Genomic DNA, 17,872 nt, shown 5'->3' with positions numbered 1-17,872 from the left:
AAATCATGGTCTGAGATTTCCTGCATGCCAGGTGTCGATGGAGTGTTTGAGGGAAGAGATATAGGCTTGTTCGTTGTTGCTATCGGCGGCAGGTGCATAGACGGGAATGATCTGCTCAACCGTCACCAGGCCGCGACGAGCAATGTAATAGTTGCGAATTAATTGATACCAGATCTCGAAGCCATCCTCCCAACTTTGCATCTGTGCGTAGCCTCCGCGATCCTGATCAACGCATGGACGGTCGGGAATACAGCGCAAATTGCCAAGCGACATGGTGGTGCGCGCCTCTCCCGCTGTCCCAAATGTGCTTTCGTGCTGAAAGAAGGCCAGCGCGAAGGCGGGATCGATGCCATACTTCACGCCCAGATCATAAAGTGCCTGACCCTTTCCGGCAGCGGGCGAATGGTAACTTGCCAGCACCTGATTGATAAAATTGACCGAAATAGTGGGTTTGCCCAGAACTCCATAGGGGCCAGTTTTCGTTGGAATTGGGGTTTTAGCAGGCATTGGCTCTTTTTCCTGCCAGCTCTTTGCGTCCGCCCCTCCTACCTGAATGCTATAAACACCTCCCCCTGTGCTGGTAATTAACTGAGGAAGGCCCGGCCTTTGCGACATGCCTGCCGAAATAAGCACAACGGCAAAAATGACAGCCGCTACTACGCTACCAATAAATATCTTGATCCAGGGTCGATGGTGCTCAATTGGATCGGGGGCGACGGCATCAATGACGACATGGCGCGGACGCCGATCTTCGTACAGATCCCTCGTGCGGTTGGTCGTGCGATACGTCGTATTACGATACGTCGTGGTGTTGCGGGTTGATGGGCGCACCGGTTCGGTATATTTCTCGGCCAGTTGCACCTCTTCCAGCGCCTTCGTTTTGCCACGTAACGTCACCGGGCGCGTTGTGACGCTAATACTATCAGAGTGGTCCTCTTCTTCAACAACAGTTGTTTGCAAATCGCGTGTAGCTCTTGGGGGAATAACGGTTTGTGGTTCTGTGGGCACTCGCGTAGCAGTCCTTCGCGCGTAGTTACCACTCGCCATGTGCGTCCTCCTTCACAATAAAGAACATATGTCCTGGTAGAGTATGGCAATGCACCTTACTCCCCCATAGGAAGGCGAATAGGTGATTCGTTTCGATGGCTTGCAACTCCTTGAAACAGAAAAAGACAACTAGCTACAAAATATCATACCACCTGTCCGGCCTCTAAAGCATAAGAAAAAAGTCCTGTTTAATCGATGTTGGTTAGAATTTGATAAGACTTTTAGGTGAGATAGGGACAATTGTAGGGTTGGGTGGCCCCAATAGTATATAATGGGTGATACTCCTACGATATTCAGAAGAATACAAACATTTTGTACGTAATTGTGTAAGGGAGAAGTATGGCTGAGCAACTCACTATTTTGATTGTCCCTCATACCCATTGGGATCGCGAATGGTATCAGACGTTCCAGCAATTTCGTATTCGCCTTGTCAGGACAGTTGATAAGTTGCTCGCTATTTTAAATAACGATAACGATCACGACCCTCAATTTCGTTTCTTTATGCTCGATGGTCAGACTATTGTGCTCGACGACTATTTAGAGGTGCGACCTGAGCAGGAGGAGCGACTCAAGCATTACATTCGTTCCGGGCGCATTCTGGTCGGCCCCTGGTATCTACAACCCGACGAATTCCTGGTTAGTGGCGAGGCGTTGATCCGTAACTTGCAGATCGGTTTGCGACGAGCGGCTGAATTCGGCGGTGGTATGCGTGTTGGCTATGTTCCCGATTGCTTCGGCCATATTGCGCAATTGCCGCAGATATTGCAGGGCGTAGGTATCGATAACGCCGTTTTCTGGCGTGGCGTCGGTGAAGAGGCACGTCAGAGCGAGTTTTATTGGGAAGCTCCCGATGGTTCCCGTGTCCTCACCATCCATCTTGCCGATCCCATCGGCTACTCCAACGCTCGCCAGCTTCCCCTGCAACCTGCCGAATTTGTTACCCGTGTCGAACTGCTCACCTCCAACATCTTGCCTAAAGCTACTACTGATACGCTGCTCTTTATGAACGGTTCCGATCATCTGGAGCCTCAGGATGGCCTGCCAGCCGTAATCGAGGCCGCCAACAGTCTGCTTGCACGGCTTGATCCCGAACGTCAACGCCTGCTCAATCGCAGCCATGACGGGAGCGACTTGCGCAAACACTACGATGCGATTCATCTTCAGATTGGCACGCTGCCGCAATATATCGCGGAGATAGGGCAGCACGCGGGACATCTGGAGACGCTGCAAGGAGAGATGCGCAGTAGCCAGTATGCCCATCTTTTGCCCTCTGTTCTTTCTACGCGCATGTGGATCAAGCAACAAAACAACGCAACCGAGCATCTGTTGCAATACTGGGTTGAGCCGTTGACCGCGTGGGCCGAGCAGCTTGGTTCGGCGTATCCAGGCGGCTTTGTCTCCCTGGCCTGGAAATATCTCTTGCAAAACCATCCCCACGATAGCATCTGTGGTTGTAGCATCGATCAGGTGCATCGCGAAAATAGCGTCCGCTTTGCGCAAAGTCAGCAGATCGCCGAGAACATTGTCGGTCAGGCGATGCAACAGGTTGTTGATGCCGTTGATACGCAGGCACCATTCCCAGTCGCCCATCCCAGCCATGCTCCTCTCCCGCTCGTCGTCTTCAATCCAGGGCCGGGACCACGTACGGAGCAGGTGCAGGTGACGGTGCAGCTTCCCGGCTCCCTGCATAATGCCGTAATCGTCGATGCTAATGGCAAGACGATGCCGTATCGCGTCGTCAATCGCTGGCGACAGGAGATTGGCACTATGCCGATTGCGCGTGAGATGTTTGCCAGCGCGACCGCTCTTGCTGGCGTGACGACTCCTGCTCAACTGATCGAGATGGCGCACGGTCTGGTGATGAGCGCGCTGGCGGAAACTCCTGGTGGAGATGCTGGTAGTCACGTCATCTCGCGAGTTTCTATCGACGATTCCGCACATGGCGCAACCCATCACGCTCTCCAGCCGGGCGTGGTCGCTATCGAGGTTATGATTGCCCCGGCGGGACGTATCGAGGTCAACGAGCATGAATTGAACGTTGCTGGAGAGCGCGTGCTGGCTCTGCTGGAGCGCGAAGATGTCCACACGCTGGAGGTTACGCTGATCGATCAGGCGCGGGAGACGCTCGATTTTGTGGCGACCGATCTCCCTGCGTATGGCCTCAAAACCTTCTGGCTCTATCCGCGCGGCCTCAAAGATTTGCCAAAAATCAGCAGTTCGCTTGTTGCCGATGCACGGAGTATCGAAAACGAGTATTATCGCGTTGAGGTCGATGCACAGGACGGCACGCTGATTGTCACGGATAAGCAGAGCGGAGCGGTCTTGCGTGGGCAGAACCGTTTTGTCGATGGTGGCGATGTTGGCGATCTCTACACCTATTGTCCACCTGAGCATGATACGCTGATCGACCGGCCAGCCGAGCCACCGGAGATAGAGCTTGTGCATAGTGGCCCTGTACGGGCGATGTTGCGCGTGAGTGGACGCTTTGCCCTGCCTGGCGCATGTGTCGCTCATCGCACCGAGCGTAGTACACGCCTGACCAACTGCTCGATTGTTAGCGAAATTTCTCTGGTCCCAGGAGTGCATCGTATTGATATTCACACTCGTATAGAAAATAGAGTCAAAGATCATCGGTTGCGTGTACTCTTTCCTGTATCATATACAGTAGAACATGCTGCTGCTGAAGGTACGTTTGAGGTGCGCACGCGGCCATCTGTTCAGCCTCGCCCCGCTAACGTCGCGGAATGGGCCGAAGAGCCGGTCAACGTCTTTCCACAGAAGCGTTTTGTCGATGTCAGCGGCACTGAGAATGGAGGTATCAGTTCAGGTATTCTCAATCGCGGCCTGCCCGAATATGAGGTGGTGCAGTATGGCCCCGGAGCGTCGGCGGTCGCCATCACGTTGTTGCGTTGCGTTGAGTGGTTGTCGCGCGGCGATCTGGCGACTCGTCATGGTCACGCCGGGCCGATGGAACATACGCCCGACGCGCAATGTCTGGGGCACCATGAATTCGACTATGCCCTGGTTCCCCATCAAGGGGACTGGGAGGCGGAAGAGGCTCTGGTGCTGCGCGAGGCACAGGCATTTAATTTGCCTATTGCAACGCGCGTTGTCGTGGCAGAGATGCATCCAGGGCAACTCCCCTCAACTGCAGCTCTGCTGGAGGTTTCGCCGCGCGAACTGGTGATCAGTGCCATCAAGCGCAGCAACGATGGGCAAGGTGTCGTCGTACGAGTTTACAATCCGCTGTCCCGTCCCGTTGAAGCCGTCATCTGTCCAGGCTTTTCTTTTGCTCAGGCGTATCGGGCAAATTTGCTGGAAGAGCGTCAGGAGGCGCTATCCATCGTAGCCGATGCAGCGGATCAGGCGGTTTATGTCCAGGTTGGTGGAGGAAGCATAACGACTCTTATATTCTCGTAGGGTATAGAATAGATATAGAGTTGAACAATTTCATCAGGTAATGCTCCCGTATGTGGAGTCGTGTGATGATGAGTTGAAACAACGATAGGGGCTGTCCTTCCCCATATTCGTAGTCGCGCGATTTATCGCGCATAGAACATGAAGGCAGGTGATACAATCCAGGCGCGATAAATCGCGCGACTACGAATATGAAGAGAGGGGTAAGGCTGTCCTTGCCTGTAACACATAGTCCTATGATGTCATCAGAGCATAGAACGAAACGTTATAAATCGTGTAATCATCAAAAATTCGTAACTAAGTAAGCATAATACACTGCGCTTGTATGCAGCATGAGATTTTCTACTTATTGATTGAAAGGGGCGTTTGTCCTGTGAATGCTACTACTATAATGCCGACCCTGGTGTTGGCGGCAGACCCGGCAGGGGGTTCTTCAAATAACCTCTTAACTACTTTGCAAGGATTGGTGGGGCCGTTAATTGGATGTTCCATTGCCTTCTTTGTCATCTTCTCTTTGAGTATTGTGATCTGGACCTTTCGTGATATTCGCTCCCGGACACAGGACTTTCTCACCCAGATCCTGGCAACTGTGCTGGTTGCTGTCTTTAACGTAGGTGGCCTGTTTATTTATATGATTTTGCGTCCCCGTCAAACGCTGGCGGAGATCTATGAACGTCAGTTAGAAGAAGAGTCCCTGCTCGCTGAGATGACCGAGCGCCAGACCTGCACCAACTGTCATGCACGCATTGAGGGCGATTTCCAGGTCTGCCCCTCCTGCGGCCAGAAGCTCAAACGTCCTTGTCCCAAGTGCGAGCGTCTGTTGGAGCTACGCTGGACCTTCTGCCCATACTGCGCGACCCATCTTACTGGAGGCGCTCCTCCTATGCAAAACATGCCTGGCGTTCCCTCTATGCAGCCACCAAGTGGCATGCCTATGGGTGGACCTGTCACTGGCAACCGCTATTGACATCTTGCCCACAACGGTTCTTTGGAGGTGCGGCCCGCTCACAATAGCCAGTGAGATGGCTTGTGAGGCCAATTGACTGGCTGCGCCTCCCACAAAATTTCACTGTTTCTTTCTCTAAAGAAAAAGCCCAATTTTCGGTTGTCCGTTCAACCTATCTGCATTGTGTAAAATGGGAGAATGTGCTATAATGATGTAGCGAAATGTGGCTTCCATTGCCACTTTTTCCATATTCTCTAAGAATAATTGGTTATGGGTGTAGATTAGCCTTCCGCAACAACTCACCTCCTGTTTGTTTTTTCTATGCAGGCATTGTCTGTGTATGGTCATGTACTTCTTGTAAGTGTGATGTCGTATGCAAGGCTCCTATCTCACTCCTACGGGGAGGATAGAACGGACAAAACGAAGGCCGATTTTACTTACTACCATAATCATTTACAGTGATAGATGGTAGGGGCGAGACCAACCTGGTGGTTCTTGCCCGGCGGCATTTCCCCGTTGTTGAACAGGTCAACGAACGGCCCTCGCCGCATGTTTTGTGGCTACTGAGCAAAAGGAATGTACAGGTTCTTATGGCGAAGACGAGAGAATCACTAATGACAGAGCAACTCCCTGATGATCACGAGGCTCTACTTAATTCTACAAATAATCCTGGTGGGGATGGAGTTGGAAAAGTGAACGGTAACGGTAATGGCTACAGTGGACAAAATATTCAGATCTTAGAGGGCTTAGAGGCCGTCCGCGTGCGTCCTGGTATGTATATCGGTGCAACCGACCAACGCGGTCTACATCACCTGATCACTGAGGTCGTAGATAACAGCGTTGATGAAGTCATGGCTGGTTTCGCCGATACTGTCAAAGTAACCCTGCATGCCGATGGTTCAGTGACCAGCGAGGATAATGGACGTGGTATCCCGATCGATGAGCATCCCCAGCGACCGGGCATGTCAACGCTTGAAGTGGTAATGACGATTCTGCATGCTGGTGGGAAGTTCGGCGGTGGCGGCTATCAGGTCAGTAGCGGCCTGCACGGTGTCGGTGTCTCAGTAGTCAATGCTCTTTCGGAGTGGTGTCAGGTCGATGTCAAAAAAGATGGTCGCCTCTATCGACAGCGCTACGAAAGGGGTATTCCCATTACGAAATTGCAGGATATCGGCCCCGCCGAGGGCCAGGGAACGATCACCTCTTTCTTGCCCGATCTCACCGTCATGGAGACCCGTGATTATAGCTTTGACATTCTGGCCCAACGTTTCCGCGAGATGGCCTATCTCAATCGTGGCATGACGATCTCGCTGGTAGACGAGCGCACCGATCGTGAAGCGACCTTCTACTTTGAGGGTGGCCTGGTCTCGTTCGTACGTTACTTAAATAAGAACCGCAACACACTCCAGAATCGTCCGGTAAGCATTGTGCGCGAAGTAGATGATGTGAAGGTTGAGATTGCCCTTCAGTACAATGATAGCTGGTCTACCACCGAGTTCTCCTTCGCCAATGGTATCAACACGATAGACGGAGGCATGCACATTACCGGCTTCCGCAGTGCCCTCACGCGTTCGCTCAACGACTACGCGCGTAAGGTCAATCTGCTCAAAGAGAAGGATGGCAATCTGACTGGCGACGATATCCGCCAGGGATTGGTGGCTGTCGTCAGCGTCAAGATTCCCAATCCACAATTTGAGTCGCAAACCAAAAACAAGCTGAACAATGCAGAGGTGCGTCCCATCGTTGAGAACATCACCTCGGAGATGCTCACGCAGTACCTTGAGGTAACGCCCAGCGAGTCCAAAGCGATTATTGAGAAGTGTCTGACCTCCGCACGCGCGCGTGAGGCAGCTCGTGCCGCCCGCGATCTGGTGCAGCGCAAAAACGTTCTCGACACCACTCTCCCTGGCAAACTGGCCGACTGTAGTGAGCGCCGCTCTGACCGCTGCGAACTGTACCTCGTCGAGGGTGATAGCGCCGGTGGCTCAGCAAAACAAGGGCGTGATCGGCATTTTCAGGCAATATTGCCATTGCGCGGTAAAATTCTGAATGTCGAGCGCGTGGGCCTGGATAAGATCCTCAAAAATGAAGAGGTCAAGAACATCATTACCGCTATCGGTGTGGGCATCGACGAGCATTTCAATATGGCGAAGTTGCGCTATGGCCGTATTGTGATTATGTCCGATGCTGACGTTGACGGGGCGCATATTCGCACGCTGTTGCTGACCTTCTTCTTCCGCCATATGCCGCAATTGATTACCGATGGACATTTGTATATTGCGCAGCCACCACTGTTCCACGTCAAGTTTGGCAAGCAGGTGCATTACGTCTATACCGATGAGGAGCGGGATGCGCTGGTGGAGGAGTATAAGTCCACCCATAACGGCAAGGAACCAGAGGTTGGGCGTTACAAAGGTCTGGGTGAGATGAACCCCGGCACGCTCTGGGACACCACAATGGACCCCGCCAAACGGACCATCCTCAAGGTCTCGATTGAAGAGGCCATCGAAGCCGATAAGGTCTTTAGCATGCTCATGGGCGACGACGTAACCCCACGCAAACGCTTCATCGAAAGCCACGCCAAGAGCGCCAATCTGGATATATAATAAGGAAGATGGCGTAATTTCTGGGCATAGTGCCTGCAAAAGTCGTAGTCGAGCGATTTATCGCGCATGTACGAGAATGCGCGATAAATCGCTCGACTACGACTCTGTCAAACTTCAATCAAAACATTGGAAAGACAGTAGGATATGGCAGGGGCGATGGCTTGTCCTCGCCCTCCCCAGGCGCAATGATGGGACAACAACGGGGGCGAGGACAAGCCATCGCCCCTGCCATATCCGATCACCCCCCAGAGGATGTTCTGGGTGCATCAACGAATGAGGTTTGACAGAGGACTACGACTTTTGCAGGCACCTACATGCTAGAATTCTTCTTCTTCCTCATCATCATCCTGATTCACCCAGTAGTGCCAATCCTCGATTGCTTGCTGCGTTTTTTTATCGACCTTGACCCCCTCTAATTGGATCAAGGGCACGCCGAACTGAATTCCCTGCCACTTGATCAGCACGAACATGCCAGATACACATTCTTCGTCCAATGGCATTCCCACAGCCTCAACCTCATCTCCTACCTTCAGCGGCGAGATTGCCCGTTGTTCGATACAGCGGGCGGTAAATGGGAAGTGTAACTTCTGCGAAAGATATGCCTGCCAACCTAGCATCTGCTCTTCTTCGTCATACGAATCCACAACAATTTCCATCGCGATGCGCTCGTCACGCTCACTACGTTCTTCCTCTGTGTAATGATGCTTCATCTGTATATCCCCCTTCCCATTTCGAGAGCAATCGGGTTTTTATATAGAATACAACAAATCAGACCCATTTCATATCATGGTAGCGGTGGCTCCATATCGTGTGTCGGCAGAGCCAGCGTATCGCAGTAGTCAGCTGTTTGCAATAGACCTTTATCGTCGTCGTCACCTGGACGATACCACCAGAGCCGTTGGATGACCTCTGGCTGTACCTCGTTCCAGTGGAAACGGATCTCGCCGATATTGTTATATCCAACGATCAGTTCGCCTGCCTTCCAGCGATTCAGCCAGCGCCCATAGTGGAAGATCGTTTCCACCAGACGGTTGCGACGCTTCTCCAACTGGTGCTCGATAGCCTCAGTGCCATGCACTGTCTGATGGACCAGCGTTTGCGAAGGTGACTGCAAGAGTTCTGGCGCTTGCTCAAGTTCCCCGGTCTTACGTGCAAGACTACTGCGCAAGCGGCGCAAAATGCCCTCTAGAAAGGTGATGATGCCTAGCGCCAGACGCACAGGTTGCAGCCCCAAACGAGAGAGCGTTACTTGCAGATGGGTGCCACGTTTCCCGCCGGCACGAGCGAGCGTATTCGATAGGTAGCGCAGACGATAGCTGCGATCTGGCTGAAATGCATCAAACGTTCCCTTGAGCCATCCCTGCGCTGGTAGCACGATCTCGTTAGGGGAACGACGCGCTGCTATCAGCCTCGGCAATGACCACCAGACACGGTAGATCCGCTTGTGAATGATGGTGAGCATGTAATCGAGAAAATGATGGTTGGAATCATTGATGTCCCAGGCGAAGAAATCCAGCGTCGGCTGCTGTTGACGCCGCAGCATATGGAGCAGGCGGGGATAGCCAACGGCCAGCACCGCCATATGCGATCCAGAACCCTCGTTATACAGCGAACTGGAGGTATAGTTTACTAACTTCGCCGTTGCGCCAGTATGATAATCCCAATACTCCATGCTTGAGCCAAAGGCATAATGTACGTCGCCCGAAAGAATAACGACGCGCTTCAACCGGCTGACCGTCTTGAGGAAGTGCTGGAAGGTGCCCCATTCCAGCGCCCATGCCTCACGATCATAAGCGTAATTGTCGCGCACACGCCAGCGACTCCAGAATTGAATCGATTCGATGAAGTCCACCCCCATCACGGGAGTTGCTGAAATAAGGATGGTCACAGGCCACTCTTCGTTGCGAATCTGGGTATGCATCGCTTCGTGTGAGAGCAGGCCCGGAAACTCCTCTGGCGAGCGATAATAGCGGCGCGTGCGCGTATCCATGACGATAACTCGATGGTGTGCACCATTATACGTGTAATGCCAGTGTAAAGTTCGCCGGGAATACTGCAATGTTCCGCTACCATCGAAAGCAGCTGGCAGGCCAATAATTTCCTCGATCAGTGCAACTTGTTTATCTGTCTCTTGCCCTCTCCATGTATCTATCGCAGCCAGAAGTGTGCTGCCATTGAGATCAGCAAACTGATCTGGGGTGTTGCCCCAGGCTTGAAAGAGCGCGTAGGTCAGAATGGCGTTGCGCAGGATATGACGTCCCAACGGATTCGATAAGACTTGCTGGCACCAGGCTCCATCGAGATACCAATCGTCGGTAATCTCATGGTCGTCGCAAATCATATAGGTCGCAATGTTTGCCAGTGCGCGCCGTACCTGCGGCAGTTCCTCGCGCATCTGCTGCAATTGCCGGTTCTGTTGTTCGTATTGCGCCTTCACTTTGATCTGATCTTCGTCGCTGGATGGACGCAGCTCTGGGTACGCCTGCCAGACGGTGGCTACATCCGGCAGTTGCTCCGGCCACAATACATCCGACCAGGCGTAGAGATACATACTCGCATACTCCGAGAGCGATAGGAGGTGATTGTGCGGCGTGGTTGTGGTCAGCAGCGCCTCGTTATGCACGATATCGCGCCGACTCCCAGGCCCAAATGCCCAGGCGGGAGCATGTACTATCGGCAAAATTTCTTCTGTGTTGCCTGCACATAAGCACCTTCCGCTATCCATCAAGGCAAACAGCAGCGGGGCCGCCACATCGTCGGCGTAGATCTGATCCCCCGTCATATACAATTGTTGGGGTCGCCGCGAGAGGTCGTGGGCGGCATTGGCGAGCAGCGTATCCAGGGTGGAGAGCATCTCTGTCCCGTCGCCGTGCATCTTGCGACACGAGCCATGCACAATGCTGAGCTGGTTGATGTCTGCGGGCGGGACCACAAAGCCCGGCAGCGGGTGCCCCTCGTATGTCAGCATTTGTAAGGCTGTATCCTGAGCCACGTCGGATGTTATAATACCTGGCGTGCTGAGGTGAGCGGTTGCTTCACTCACACTGTTCTCATTGCTATCAACAGGTTGAAAGAACAGGTCGTAGTAGTAGAGGTTGCCCCAGGCCAGTTCTTGCTCTTTATCACTGGCGCGAGCGGTCACGGCGACGATGTGGAGGGAGTCTCCAAGTCGCACCGTTGCGCCTGTACCCTCAATACATAGCCGAAGCGCACCACTCTGATCTTGTATATAGACATGCAACGTGACACGGCGCGGCTCTTTCAACGCTAACCAGATTGTCGCCGCAGCTGGCTCAACACGCCGTACAACAGGCCCGGAGAGGATCAGGGGCAAATGTGCAATACGATCAACTAGAGGTGTCCACGACATACAAAAGCTTGCTCCATAGCGTATTTATTTGTGTTTCATCATGTTATATAATGGATGTGCTTTATCCGCTGAAAATGCATCTCTCGCTCAATTTATGGGGACGCGTCATGATTATCTGCTTTGTTCTCGCTGTCTTCATTCTACACTCCATTAGCATACAATATCTGTGTGACAGGTTGCAATGGCCCAGGCTGAAACAGGGGTACAATAGGGTAACTGCTATTACCCTTTCGTACATAAAATTCACTACTTAGGTATCAAAGCGATCATTTACTAAATTTATCTGCTATACTATCTTTGTTACAAAGATCTCCTGACTGGCAGTATCAATGGAAAGGAGGTTAAATTTCTCTTCTTCTTAGAATGTAAATTTTACACTGATTTACATTAATTAGCATTTTTCCACTTCTTAGCTGTTGTCATGATGTAAATATGTAATGTTTACAGGCTACTTTCAGTACATGATAAAGGAAAACAAATACATGCCAAACAGATATGACGAAATCACGAATGGACAGGATGTCCACCATACGAACGCATCAAAGCTTTTTCCGAAAAAGGCATTTCAGCTGGGTATCTGCTCACTGCTCACTGCGCTGGCTGTGGGTCTTTTTACGCTACTGGTTCCCATCACATCGGCCTCTGCTGCTCCTCCACGCAATCTCGGCTGGCTCAGTACCAATCCAACCACACTGGACAATCTTGGGAAGAATCGTTCCTGTCGCTCCGATACACATGGTGGGGTGCCCTATGTCAATTGCACGATTACATTGAAAAATACTTCCACCCGCGAAACTGTGAGATGGACGGCATCGAGCAGCAATCCGCGCTTTCAACTCTTGACAAGGTCCGGCAGATTGGCCCCCAATGCCAGCGTGAATGTAATGTTTCGTGAAAATGGGCTTGCCTGTCCTGACAGCTCCACGATTACATTTACAGGGCCGCATAATGTCGTGAGGGTGCCAGTCATCTGTAACGATATAGTCGTCACGCCGAACAAGAACTCGTTTAGCAGCAAGAGCTGTACCAGAGACCGGCGCGGCAACTGGACCTGCATGGTGAAGGTTTCGGCAGATCCGAAAAATACTGAGCCTGTGCAGTGGAGCGCCAGCGTGATCAATTCTCGGGCCGCTGCCGCAGCCATCAAGCTCTTCCCCACCACCGGGACTGTCTCACTTGAAAGGCGTGGCAGGACATTGATCGATAGATCACAGTTCGTCAGGATTACTATTCCCGCCTCCTGGGGCTGCAAAACAGCTACGATTTTCTTCTACGCCACTGGCACCCCACAGGTGTCGAGGCCGATCAACATATTAACCTGGAGTTGTCGCCGCTAATACGAAGACAGCTTTGGCGGGACGAATGTATGATAGTTCGTCCTGCTCTTTATTAACGTGAAACGACCTCTGGAGAACGATAGAGCATTTCGCCTGCATGTGGCACATACAGAATACCCTCCGCTTCACGATTCTGCCACTCCTCAGGATTAATGGTGCGGTAATCGAGATAGCCCAGATTTACCAGCCGACAGCGCTCCTCGGGGATGCTTGTGGCCAGCGTTACCTGGATACGTGGCGTTTCGATGCTCGTTGCGGGATCATAGGTGCCGGCCCCTTTGACATGCGTACTATGAGCCAGAATAGTTCCTGGAACATCCTTGAAGCGCTCCCACTGCTTGAGGAAGTACTCCTGCACATGATAGCCTACCTCGTCGATGAGCCTGCCGTGCGTATAGGATATCTCGCTGATATGAGGGGCGTAGATAATCACCTCACCGCCATCCTCGATTGCCGGCTCAGTCTTATACATCGCTTTGGCCGCCGTCCACAGATCATCATACATCGTGGATGGCGCGGATAATACGCGTCGGAACGGTCGCTGCACCGTAATGAGGTTAAGCTGAGCAGAAAGATCGGCCGCCTGTTCAAAAGCATCTCTATACGAGCCAATATAAAGACCGTGCAGACCTTGCCCCTGCATCACCATCGCCAGGCACAGAATCGGGAGCGGCACAAATTCGGCGGCCCGATGAATCACGCGCCGGACGAGTGTATCTTTCACTCCAATCGTGTGCATGCTGGTGAGACGCGCCCCCAGCCAGTGGGTGAAGTTGATGATGTCCGGGCCAGCGATGCCAGGGAAAAGATACTTGGCTCCGCCGGAAAAACCAACGACCTCGTGCGGAAAGACCGGGCCGCAGATCATCAAGAAATCGTACTCAAATATCATTCCGTTAAGCGTCACCAGTACTTCTTGTTCTAGCGTCCCATTCGTCAGATCAACCGCCTCCTGACGCGAAATGACCCCGATTGTTTTGAGGGTGCCAGGATCGGCCCAGCGGTGATTGAAGACCTGCACATTGGGATAGTTCTGCGCCCGCTCCTCGCTGGATGCTCCCACTAGCTTGCTGATCGCCTCTTCCGACATAGGCTGATGTGTTCCTAGCGCGATCAGATAATCGAGGTGAGCCACGCGCCCTCCCAACTGCTCATACAAGAGGCGAAACATCAATGGTATAGGGGCCGTACGCGTTCCATCAGGAATAATGACCAGGACGCGCTTGCCATCGAGCGCAAGATCATTGCAGGCTGCTTCCAGTAGGTTGCGTACATCCTCGTCTGCCAACGTCTGAGTTGTGAATCCTTTTCCCTGTATCATGATTGTACTCTTCTCTGAATGGTATGGATTGCTCGCAAGTAAACAATTACCGTCCTATTGTACCATTCAAAGGGAGCATTCAGCGGCACTATCCTCACCGATTGCCTGCCATATTCATCATCTTGTGTACTTGATGTAGAAACTTTGAGAACTTTTTATCATTACACAACATAAAATGAAAATTTATTGGATAAATATTCTATGAAAAAAGAGAAAAAGAAGTTACTGCTTATCAAATACAGCGTTATATAGATAGATCATCACAAAATACTTGATATGTGTTTGTGGTGAAAGTCATTGGAGGCCGCAGTAGCAGCATTGCAGGCAAGGAAGTTGTATTTGTATCATCTGCCCTTTGTTGAAACGAGCGATGTCGTGCTACTGTGGGATATGTAGTTTGTTGTGTAGAGGTAACAGGGGGTTCTGTTAGGAAGGGGGTTTCATATGGAGGGTCATCAAAAAAATCATCACCAGTTTCAATCGGGCACCATGCCAACAACGGCACCAACAACCGCTTTCTCCTCCGACGATAGTAATCTGCCACACACGCAGCCACCAACGATAGCACATTGGCCGCTTGGACCTGGACCAATCAAGCCACCAGTATTGATTATGCCTGATGCACCGGCGAGGAAGCGCTCACCATCTTCGCTGCGTCCTCGCTCCGGTTTGCAGACCACGCGCAAACCGGTGCGACGCTCTCCAACGAAATCCAGGTTGCTCTGGACGATGACGAGCATTGTGGCCATATTAGGGGTGATGGTTGGTGTCACCTGGATCGACACAAAAGCTGTGGCTGATGTGATGTTTTTTCAGGTAAATCCGCCGCATACAACGCCGGTCGCTGCTGGCAACGGCATTGTTTTTCCTCTCCAACGTTTTGATCTCTCCTATCCTACAAATGAACAGGTATTGGAGATACTGGTAAAAGTCGGTGATGAGGTCAAGCCAGATCAGGCGCTCGTGCGTTTAGCTCATCATGGCCTGCTGGCCTCTCCCATGCGCGGGATAGTGACGGCGATCAATATCAATCCCAACGAAATGTTCCCGGCGAATATGCAACTCTTAACGATTATGGATGAAACAGCGGCAATCGTGCATACGAAGCTGCCACTGGCGATGTTTGGGCACATCTCGCCGGGCCTGGCTGCGGACGTGAGCAGTTCCGCACTTCCTGGGCATACATTTGAGGGAACCGTCAGCACTGTGATCCCCCAGGCTGATACCCAGACAGACACCTTTGAAGCCTGGGTGCGTATCGATAATCAAAAGGAGGCGCTTCTTCCAGGCATGAAGGTGTCTGTGCGGATTGCAGTGGCGCAATCCATCATACGGTTCCATCTGGGAGGTGAGGTATGAAAGATTATCATATTAACATTTTTTATAGCGAGGAAGATGATGGGTATATTGCAGATATCCCTGATCTTCAATATTGCTCCGCTTTCGGCGAAACGCCAGAAGAAGCTTTATAAAGATGTGCGGATTGGCTGCATGGCTTGAAGCTGCATATGCGGAAGGAAAGCCCGTTCCACCTCCTCGCTATAAGCCAGAGCTATATCGGACTACACCTTAATGGCGTTTGACCAATGAAACCAGCAACACGCCATGCAGGTTGTAGTCGAGCGATTTATCGCGGTAGAGAGGCAAGATATGATTCACCCACCGCGATAAATCGCTCGACTACAACCCTATATTCTTGGATTGATTTGTAAAAGCCAGTTACAAACCTTATATCAACTTTTGCTGGTAAATAGCTTCGTACAACAATAAAACGGCGGCGTTAGCGACATTGAGCGAATCAGCTCGACCGTTCATAGGAATGGAAACGCTGACATCGTGTAGCGCGTACCACTCAGGAGAGATACCGTTCTGCTCATTGCCAACAACGATAGCCACGCGAGCAGCATAGCTGATCTGTCGGTAGCTAAGCGCGGCGTCCGGGCTGGCAGTAATGATTTGAAAACCATGTTTGTGCAGCCAGAAGGCCGCCTCCTGTACTTCGCATTCGATGACGGGGTGGCCGAATAACGATCCCATACTGGCGCGTACCAGCTTGGGATGCGAGAGCCGTTGCTTACTATTGGTGATGATAATCCCATCGGCTCCAGCTCCGTCTGAACAGCGAATAATGGTGCCAATATTGCCCGGTATTTGTAAGCCATCTAACACCAGCAGCGTATTACATGCGCTAAGCTGAAGATGTTGCCAGCTATAGTCGGGCAGTTGCACAATAGCAGCCAGGCCATCGGGTCCATTCCAACTGGTCATATGACCCAGCACTCTTTCGCTCACCTGATAGGAAGAAGTGCCATCGGCGATAATCTGTTGGGCAATGTCTTTGGCTGTATCGCCCCGTAGTAGCTCGGGACAGATGAAAAACGCACATACCTGTAAGTTGGCCTTGAGCGCCAGCGATAGCGCTCGCATGCCCTCCAGACAGACCAGCTTCTCAGGATAGGATTTTGTGTTATTTTTTATCGCAAGGTACTGCTTCACCCTGGTATTGTGCAATCCGGCAGGGGTCAGATTGGAAACGTCCAGCATAACAACCTCTATTTCTCGCTCGTCTCATACAGGCGAGCACACCGCTAATCAACTTGAATTGGATAACCAGCGTCCATACATCCAGTAGTTTTTCGTGCCATCTTTGAAGTAGAAAATGATAAAAGCTTTATATGTGGTTGGTGGACGCGCTCCAAAATGAGTTTTTAACGTTCTGCCAGTAATACAATGAGCCATCGTTGTCCTCCTTTGGGTTAATCTGAGTGCTGTGAGAAAGCTGTAAAGGCCGTGTGGCACAGGTATGTCGCCATGCCGCACGGCCTTTACAGCTTTATAGAAAGTGATGTGCTAGAAACGCTGGAATGCAGGGGAAACAAAAAAGCCGTGAGCATTAGCCATCCTGATGCCCAACGGCTGTTGTCTTGTGAAGAATGTTTTGAGCGGCTCGTTTAGCTCAAGAACCTTTGTCTCCGAAAAAGGGCATAGTACGGCATTGGGCGACAGGACGCGCCCCGCCAAGCTTCCGCCCACTGCGGAGACTGGTCAGAAAGAGAGACTTTCTGGTTGTCAGCGCCGTACTAAAAGACATGTTCTTTTCCTTGAGCTTTGCATATCGATATGATGCTTATTCAGTAGCATCTCGATTAGAGTAACATGAACGAGAAGGTGCTGTCAAGCGTCATGATTGCTTTTTCTGATCGTCCTGTTTCACATCATCTTGTTGCTGCATCTTCTCAGGCATACGCGAGGTCATGGGATCGATGATATCCTCATTGGTCCCTTTGCCGCCACGATTGTCTTGCTTTGTATCCCGATCTCCCATTGCTGTCTGCGGCTGACCAGGATTGCGCCCGCCGATATTGCTCTGTGCATGGCGATCTATGCGATCGACATCATTGGTGGATTGTCCTGCTGCACCAGTATCGGTGAGGCCGCCGCGATCAGTAGGGAGACCACCACCAACCGTCTGTTTCGACGAGGTGCCACCAGCCGCGACCGTGCTATTGCTTGTATTTCTGCCGCTTTCCCGCTTGCTGCTGCTGCTGGGAATTGTGCCTCCACCAACGGTGCCTAGATCGCGCTTCGGGTCCGGGCCGCCACTACCAACGGCGGTTTGCGTTGGATGCTCAGGCACCATCTTATTATAATCTGGATGTTTCGGATCGGAGCCGGTGCTATCTGTAACGTGGCCCCCCTTTGCTTGCTGATCGAGCGTATCCTCATTCATCGGCACGCTTTCATTTTCAGCGCCACGACTCACGGGACCGCGTGCCATTAGATCTTCCTGCTCTGAGCGTTCGTGCTTTGATTTTTCAGACATATATC

At 51.8% G+C, this 17,872-nt stretch carries 13 protein-coding genes and 1 pseudogene; 6 read left to right on the top strand and 8 right to left on the bottom strand.

All coding sequences use genetic code 11. The annotated features are described in order from the left end of the window. Positions 1-3: 3 nt before the first annotated feature. Complete coding sequence (locus K3T83_RS16715) at positions 4-1,047, bottom strand: glucosaminidase domain-containing protein (RefSeq protein ID WP_220204093.1); 1,044 nt, start codon at positions 1,045-1,047, stop codon at positions 4-6. 339 nt (positions 1,048-1,386) lie between these two features. Here K3T83_RS16715 and K3T83_RS16710 point away from each other — a divergent pair, with 339 nt between their 5' ends. From K3T83_RS16710 to gyrB, 3 genes are all read left to right on the top strand, one after another. Continuing rightward, the gene (locus tag K3T83_RS16710) at positions 1,387-4,467 is read left to right on the top strand and encodes an alpha-mannosidase (RefSeq protein ID WP_220204092.1); all 3,081 of its coding nucleotides are present in this window, start codon (positions 1,387-1,389) and stop codon (positions 4,465-4,467) included. Between the two features lie 370 nt (positions 4,468-4,837). Further along, positions 4,838-5,431: a zinc ribbon domain-containing protein gene (locus K3T83_RS16705; protein ID WP_220204091.1), complete on the top strand. Its 594-nt coding sequence runs from the start codon at positions 4,838-4,840 to the stop codon at positions 5,429-5,431. Positions 5,432-6,000: 569 nt separating this feature from the next. Next, positions 6,001-8,016 carry a DNA topoisomerase (ATP-hydrolyzing) subunit B gene (gyrB, locus tag K3T83_RS16700; RefSeq protein WP_236064916.1) on the top strand — a complete coding sequence of 672 codons (2,016 nt, stop codon included), beginning with the start codon at positions 6,001-6,003 and terminating at the stop codon, positions 8,014-8,016. A gap of 317 nt (positions 8,017-8,333) precedes the next feature. Here gyrB and K3T83_RS16695 read toward each other — a convergent pair whose 3' ends face one another. Both K3T83_RS16695 and K3T83_RS16690 read right to left on the bottom strand, forming a co-directional pair. Further along, positions 8,334-8,726, bottom strand: coding sequence for a calcium-binding protein (locus tag K3T83_RS16695; RefSeq protein WP_220204090.1), 393 nt, complete (start codon positions 8,724-8,726; stop codon positions 8,334-8,336). Between the two features lie 74 nt (positions 8,727-8,800). Beyond that, entirely contained in the window at positions 8,801-11,386 is a 2,586-nt protein-coding gene (locus K3T83_RS16690; protein WP_220204089.1) for a metallophosphoesterase family protein, read from the bottom strand. Between the two features lie 482 nt (positions 11,387-11,868). On the opposite strand from K3T83_RS16690, the gene K3T83_RS16685 reads away from it, so the two are divergent. Further along, positions 11,869-12,723, top strand: a complete 855-nt coding sequence (locus K3T83_RS16685) for a hypothetical protein (RefSeq protein ID WP_220204088.1) — start codon at positions 11,869-11,871, stop codon at positions 12,721-12,723. A 52-nt stretch (positions 12,724-12,775) separates the two neighbouring features. Here the strand turns inward: K3T83_RS16685 and K3T83_RS16680 are convergent, their stop codons facing one another. Next, on the bottom strand, positions 12,776-14,044 hold the full coding sequence (locus tag K3T83_RS16680; protein WP_220204087.1) for a lactate racemase domain-containing protein: 1,269 nt from the start codon (positions 14,042-14,044) through the stop codon (positions 12,776-12,778). 444 nt (positions 14,045-14,488) lie between these two features. Between K3T83_RS16680 and K3T83_RS16675 the strand changes: the two genes are divergently transcribed. After that, on the top strand, positions 14,489-15,403 hold the full coding sequence (locus K3T83_RS16675) for an efflux RND transporter periplasmic adaptor subunit (RefSeq protein WP_220204086.1): 915 nt from the start codon (positions 14,489-14,491) through the stop codon (positions 15,401-15,403). Further along, positions 15,400-15,617: pseudogene (locus K3T83_RS57900) on the top strand (type II toxin-antitoxin system HicB family antitoxin). Before K3T83_RS16675 ends, K3T83_RS57900 begins: the two are co-directional and overlap by 4 nt. 155 nt (positions 15,618-15,772) lie before the next feature. Here K3T83_RS57900 and K3T83_RS16670 read toward each other — a convergent pair. The 4 genes from K3T83_RS16670 to K3T83_RS16660 all read right to left on the bottom strand — a co-directional run bounded on the left by K3T83_RS16670 (position 15,773) and on the right by K3T83_RS16660 (position 17,867). After that, complete coding sequence (locus tag K3T83_RS16670; protein WP_220204085.1) at positions 15,773-16,588, bottom strand: TrmH family RNA methyltransferase; 816 nt, start codon at positions 16,586-16,588, stop codon at positions 15,773-15,775. A gap of 48 nt (positions 16,589-16,636) precedes the next feature. Next, positions 16,637-16,783 (bottom strand): hypothetical protein, encoded by a 147-nt coding sequence (locus K3T83_RS16665; protein WP_220204084.1) that lies wholly within the window; start codon positions 16,781-16,783, stop codon positions 16,637-16,639. A gap of 217 nt (positions 16,784-17,000) precedes the next feature. Continuing rightward, positions 17,001-17,135, bottom strand: a complete 135-nt coding sequence (locus tag K3T83_RS57235; protein ID WP_268963466.1) for a hypothetical protein — start codon at positions 17,133-17,135, stop codon at positions 17,001-17,003. Between the two features lie 90 nt (positions 17,136-17,225). After that, positions 17,226-17,867, bottom strand: a complete 642-nt coding sequence (locus K3T83_RS16660; protein ID WP_220204083.1) for a hypothetical protein — start codon at positions 17,865-17,867, stop codon at positions 17,226-17,228. Positions 17,868-17,872: the final 5 nt, after the last annotated feature.

The sequence above is a fragment of the Reticulibacter mediterranei genome (assembly GCF_016587455.1).
Note: the sequence above shows the minus strand (reverse complement) of the source record. Positions and strands in the feature narration are given on the sequence as shown.

Excerpts from the sequence above, each read along its gene's own strand:
- gyrB (WP_236064916.1), top strand. The coding sequence starts at position 6,001 with ATGGCGAAGACGAGAGAATCACTAATGACAGAGCAACTCCCTGATGAT.
- K3T83_RS16665 (WP_220204084.1), bottom strand. The coding sequence starts at position 16,783 with ATGGCTCATTGTATTACTGGCAGAACGTTAAAAACTCATTTTGGAGCG.
- K3T83_RS16680 (WP_220204087.1), bottom strand. The coding sequence starts at position 14,044 with ATGATACAGGGAAAAGGATTCACAACTCAGACGTTGGCAGACGAGGAT.
- K3T83_RS16675 (WP_220204086.1), top strand. The coding sequence starts at position 14,489 with ATGGAGGGTCATCAAAAAAATCATCACCAGTTTCAATCGGGCACCATG.
- K3T83_RS16710 (WP_220204092.1), top strand. The coding sequence starts at position 1,387 with ATGGCTGAGCAACTCACTATTTTGATTGTCCCTCATACCCATTGGGAT.
- K3T83_RS16715 (WP_220204093.1), bottom strand. The coding sequence starts at position 1,047 with ATGGCGAGTGGTAACTACGCGCGAAGGACTGCTACGCGAGTGCCCACA.
- K3T83_RS16660 (WP_220204083.1), bottom strand. The coding sequence starts at position 17,867 with ATGTCTGAAAAATCAAAGCACGAACGCTCAGAGCAGGAAGATCTAATG.
- K3T83_RS57235 (WP_268963466.1), bottom strand. The coding sequence starts at position 17,135 with ATGTCTTTTAGTACGGCGCTGACAACCAGAAAGTCTCTCTTTCTGACC.
- K3T83_RS16695 (WP_220204090.1), bottom strand. The coding sequence starts at position 8,726 with ATGAAGCATCATTACACAGAGGAAGAACGTAGTGAGCGTGACGAGCGC.
- K3T83_RS16685 (WP_220204088.1), top strand. The coding sequence starts at position 11,869 with ATGCCAAACAGATATGACGAAATCACGAATGGACAGGATGTCCACCAT.
- K3T83_RS16690 (WP_220204089.1), bottom strand. The coding sequence starts at position 11,386 with ATGTCGTGGACACCTCTAGTTGATCGTATTGCACATTTGCCCCTGATC.
- K3T83_RS16670 (WP_220204085.1), bottom strand. The coding sequence starts at position 16,588 with ATGCTGGACGTTTCCAATCTGACCCCTGCCGGATTGCACAATACCAGG.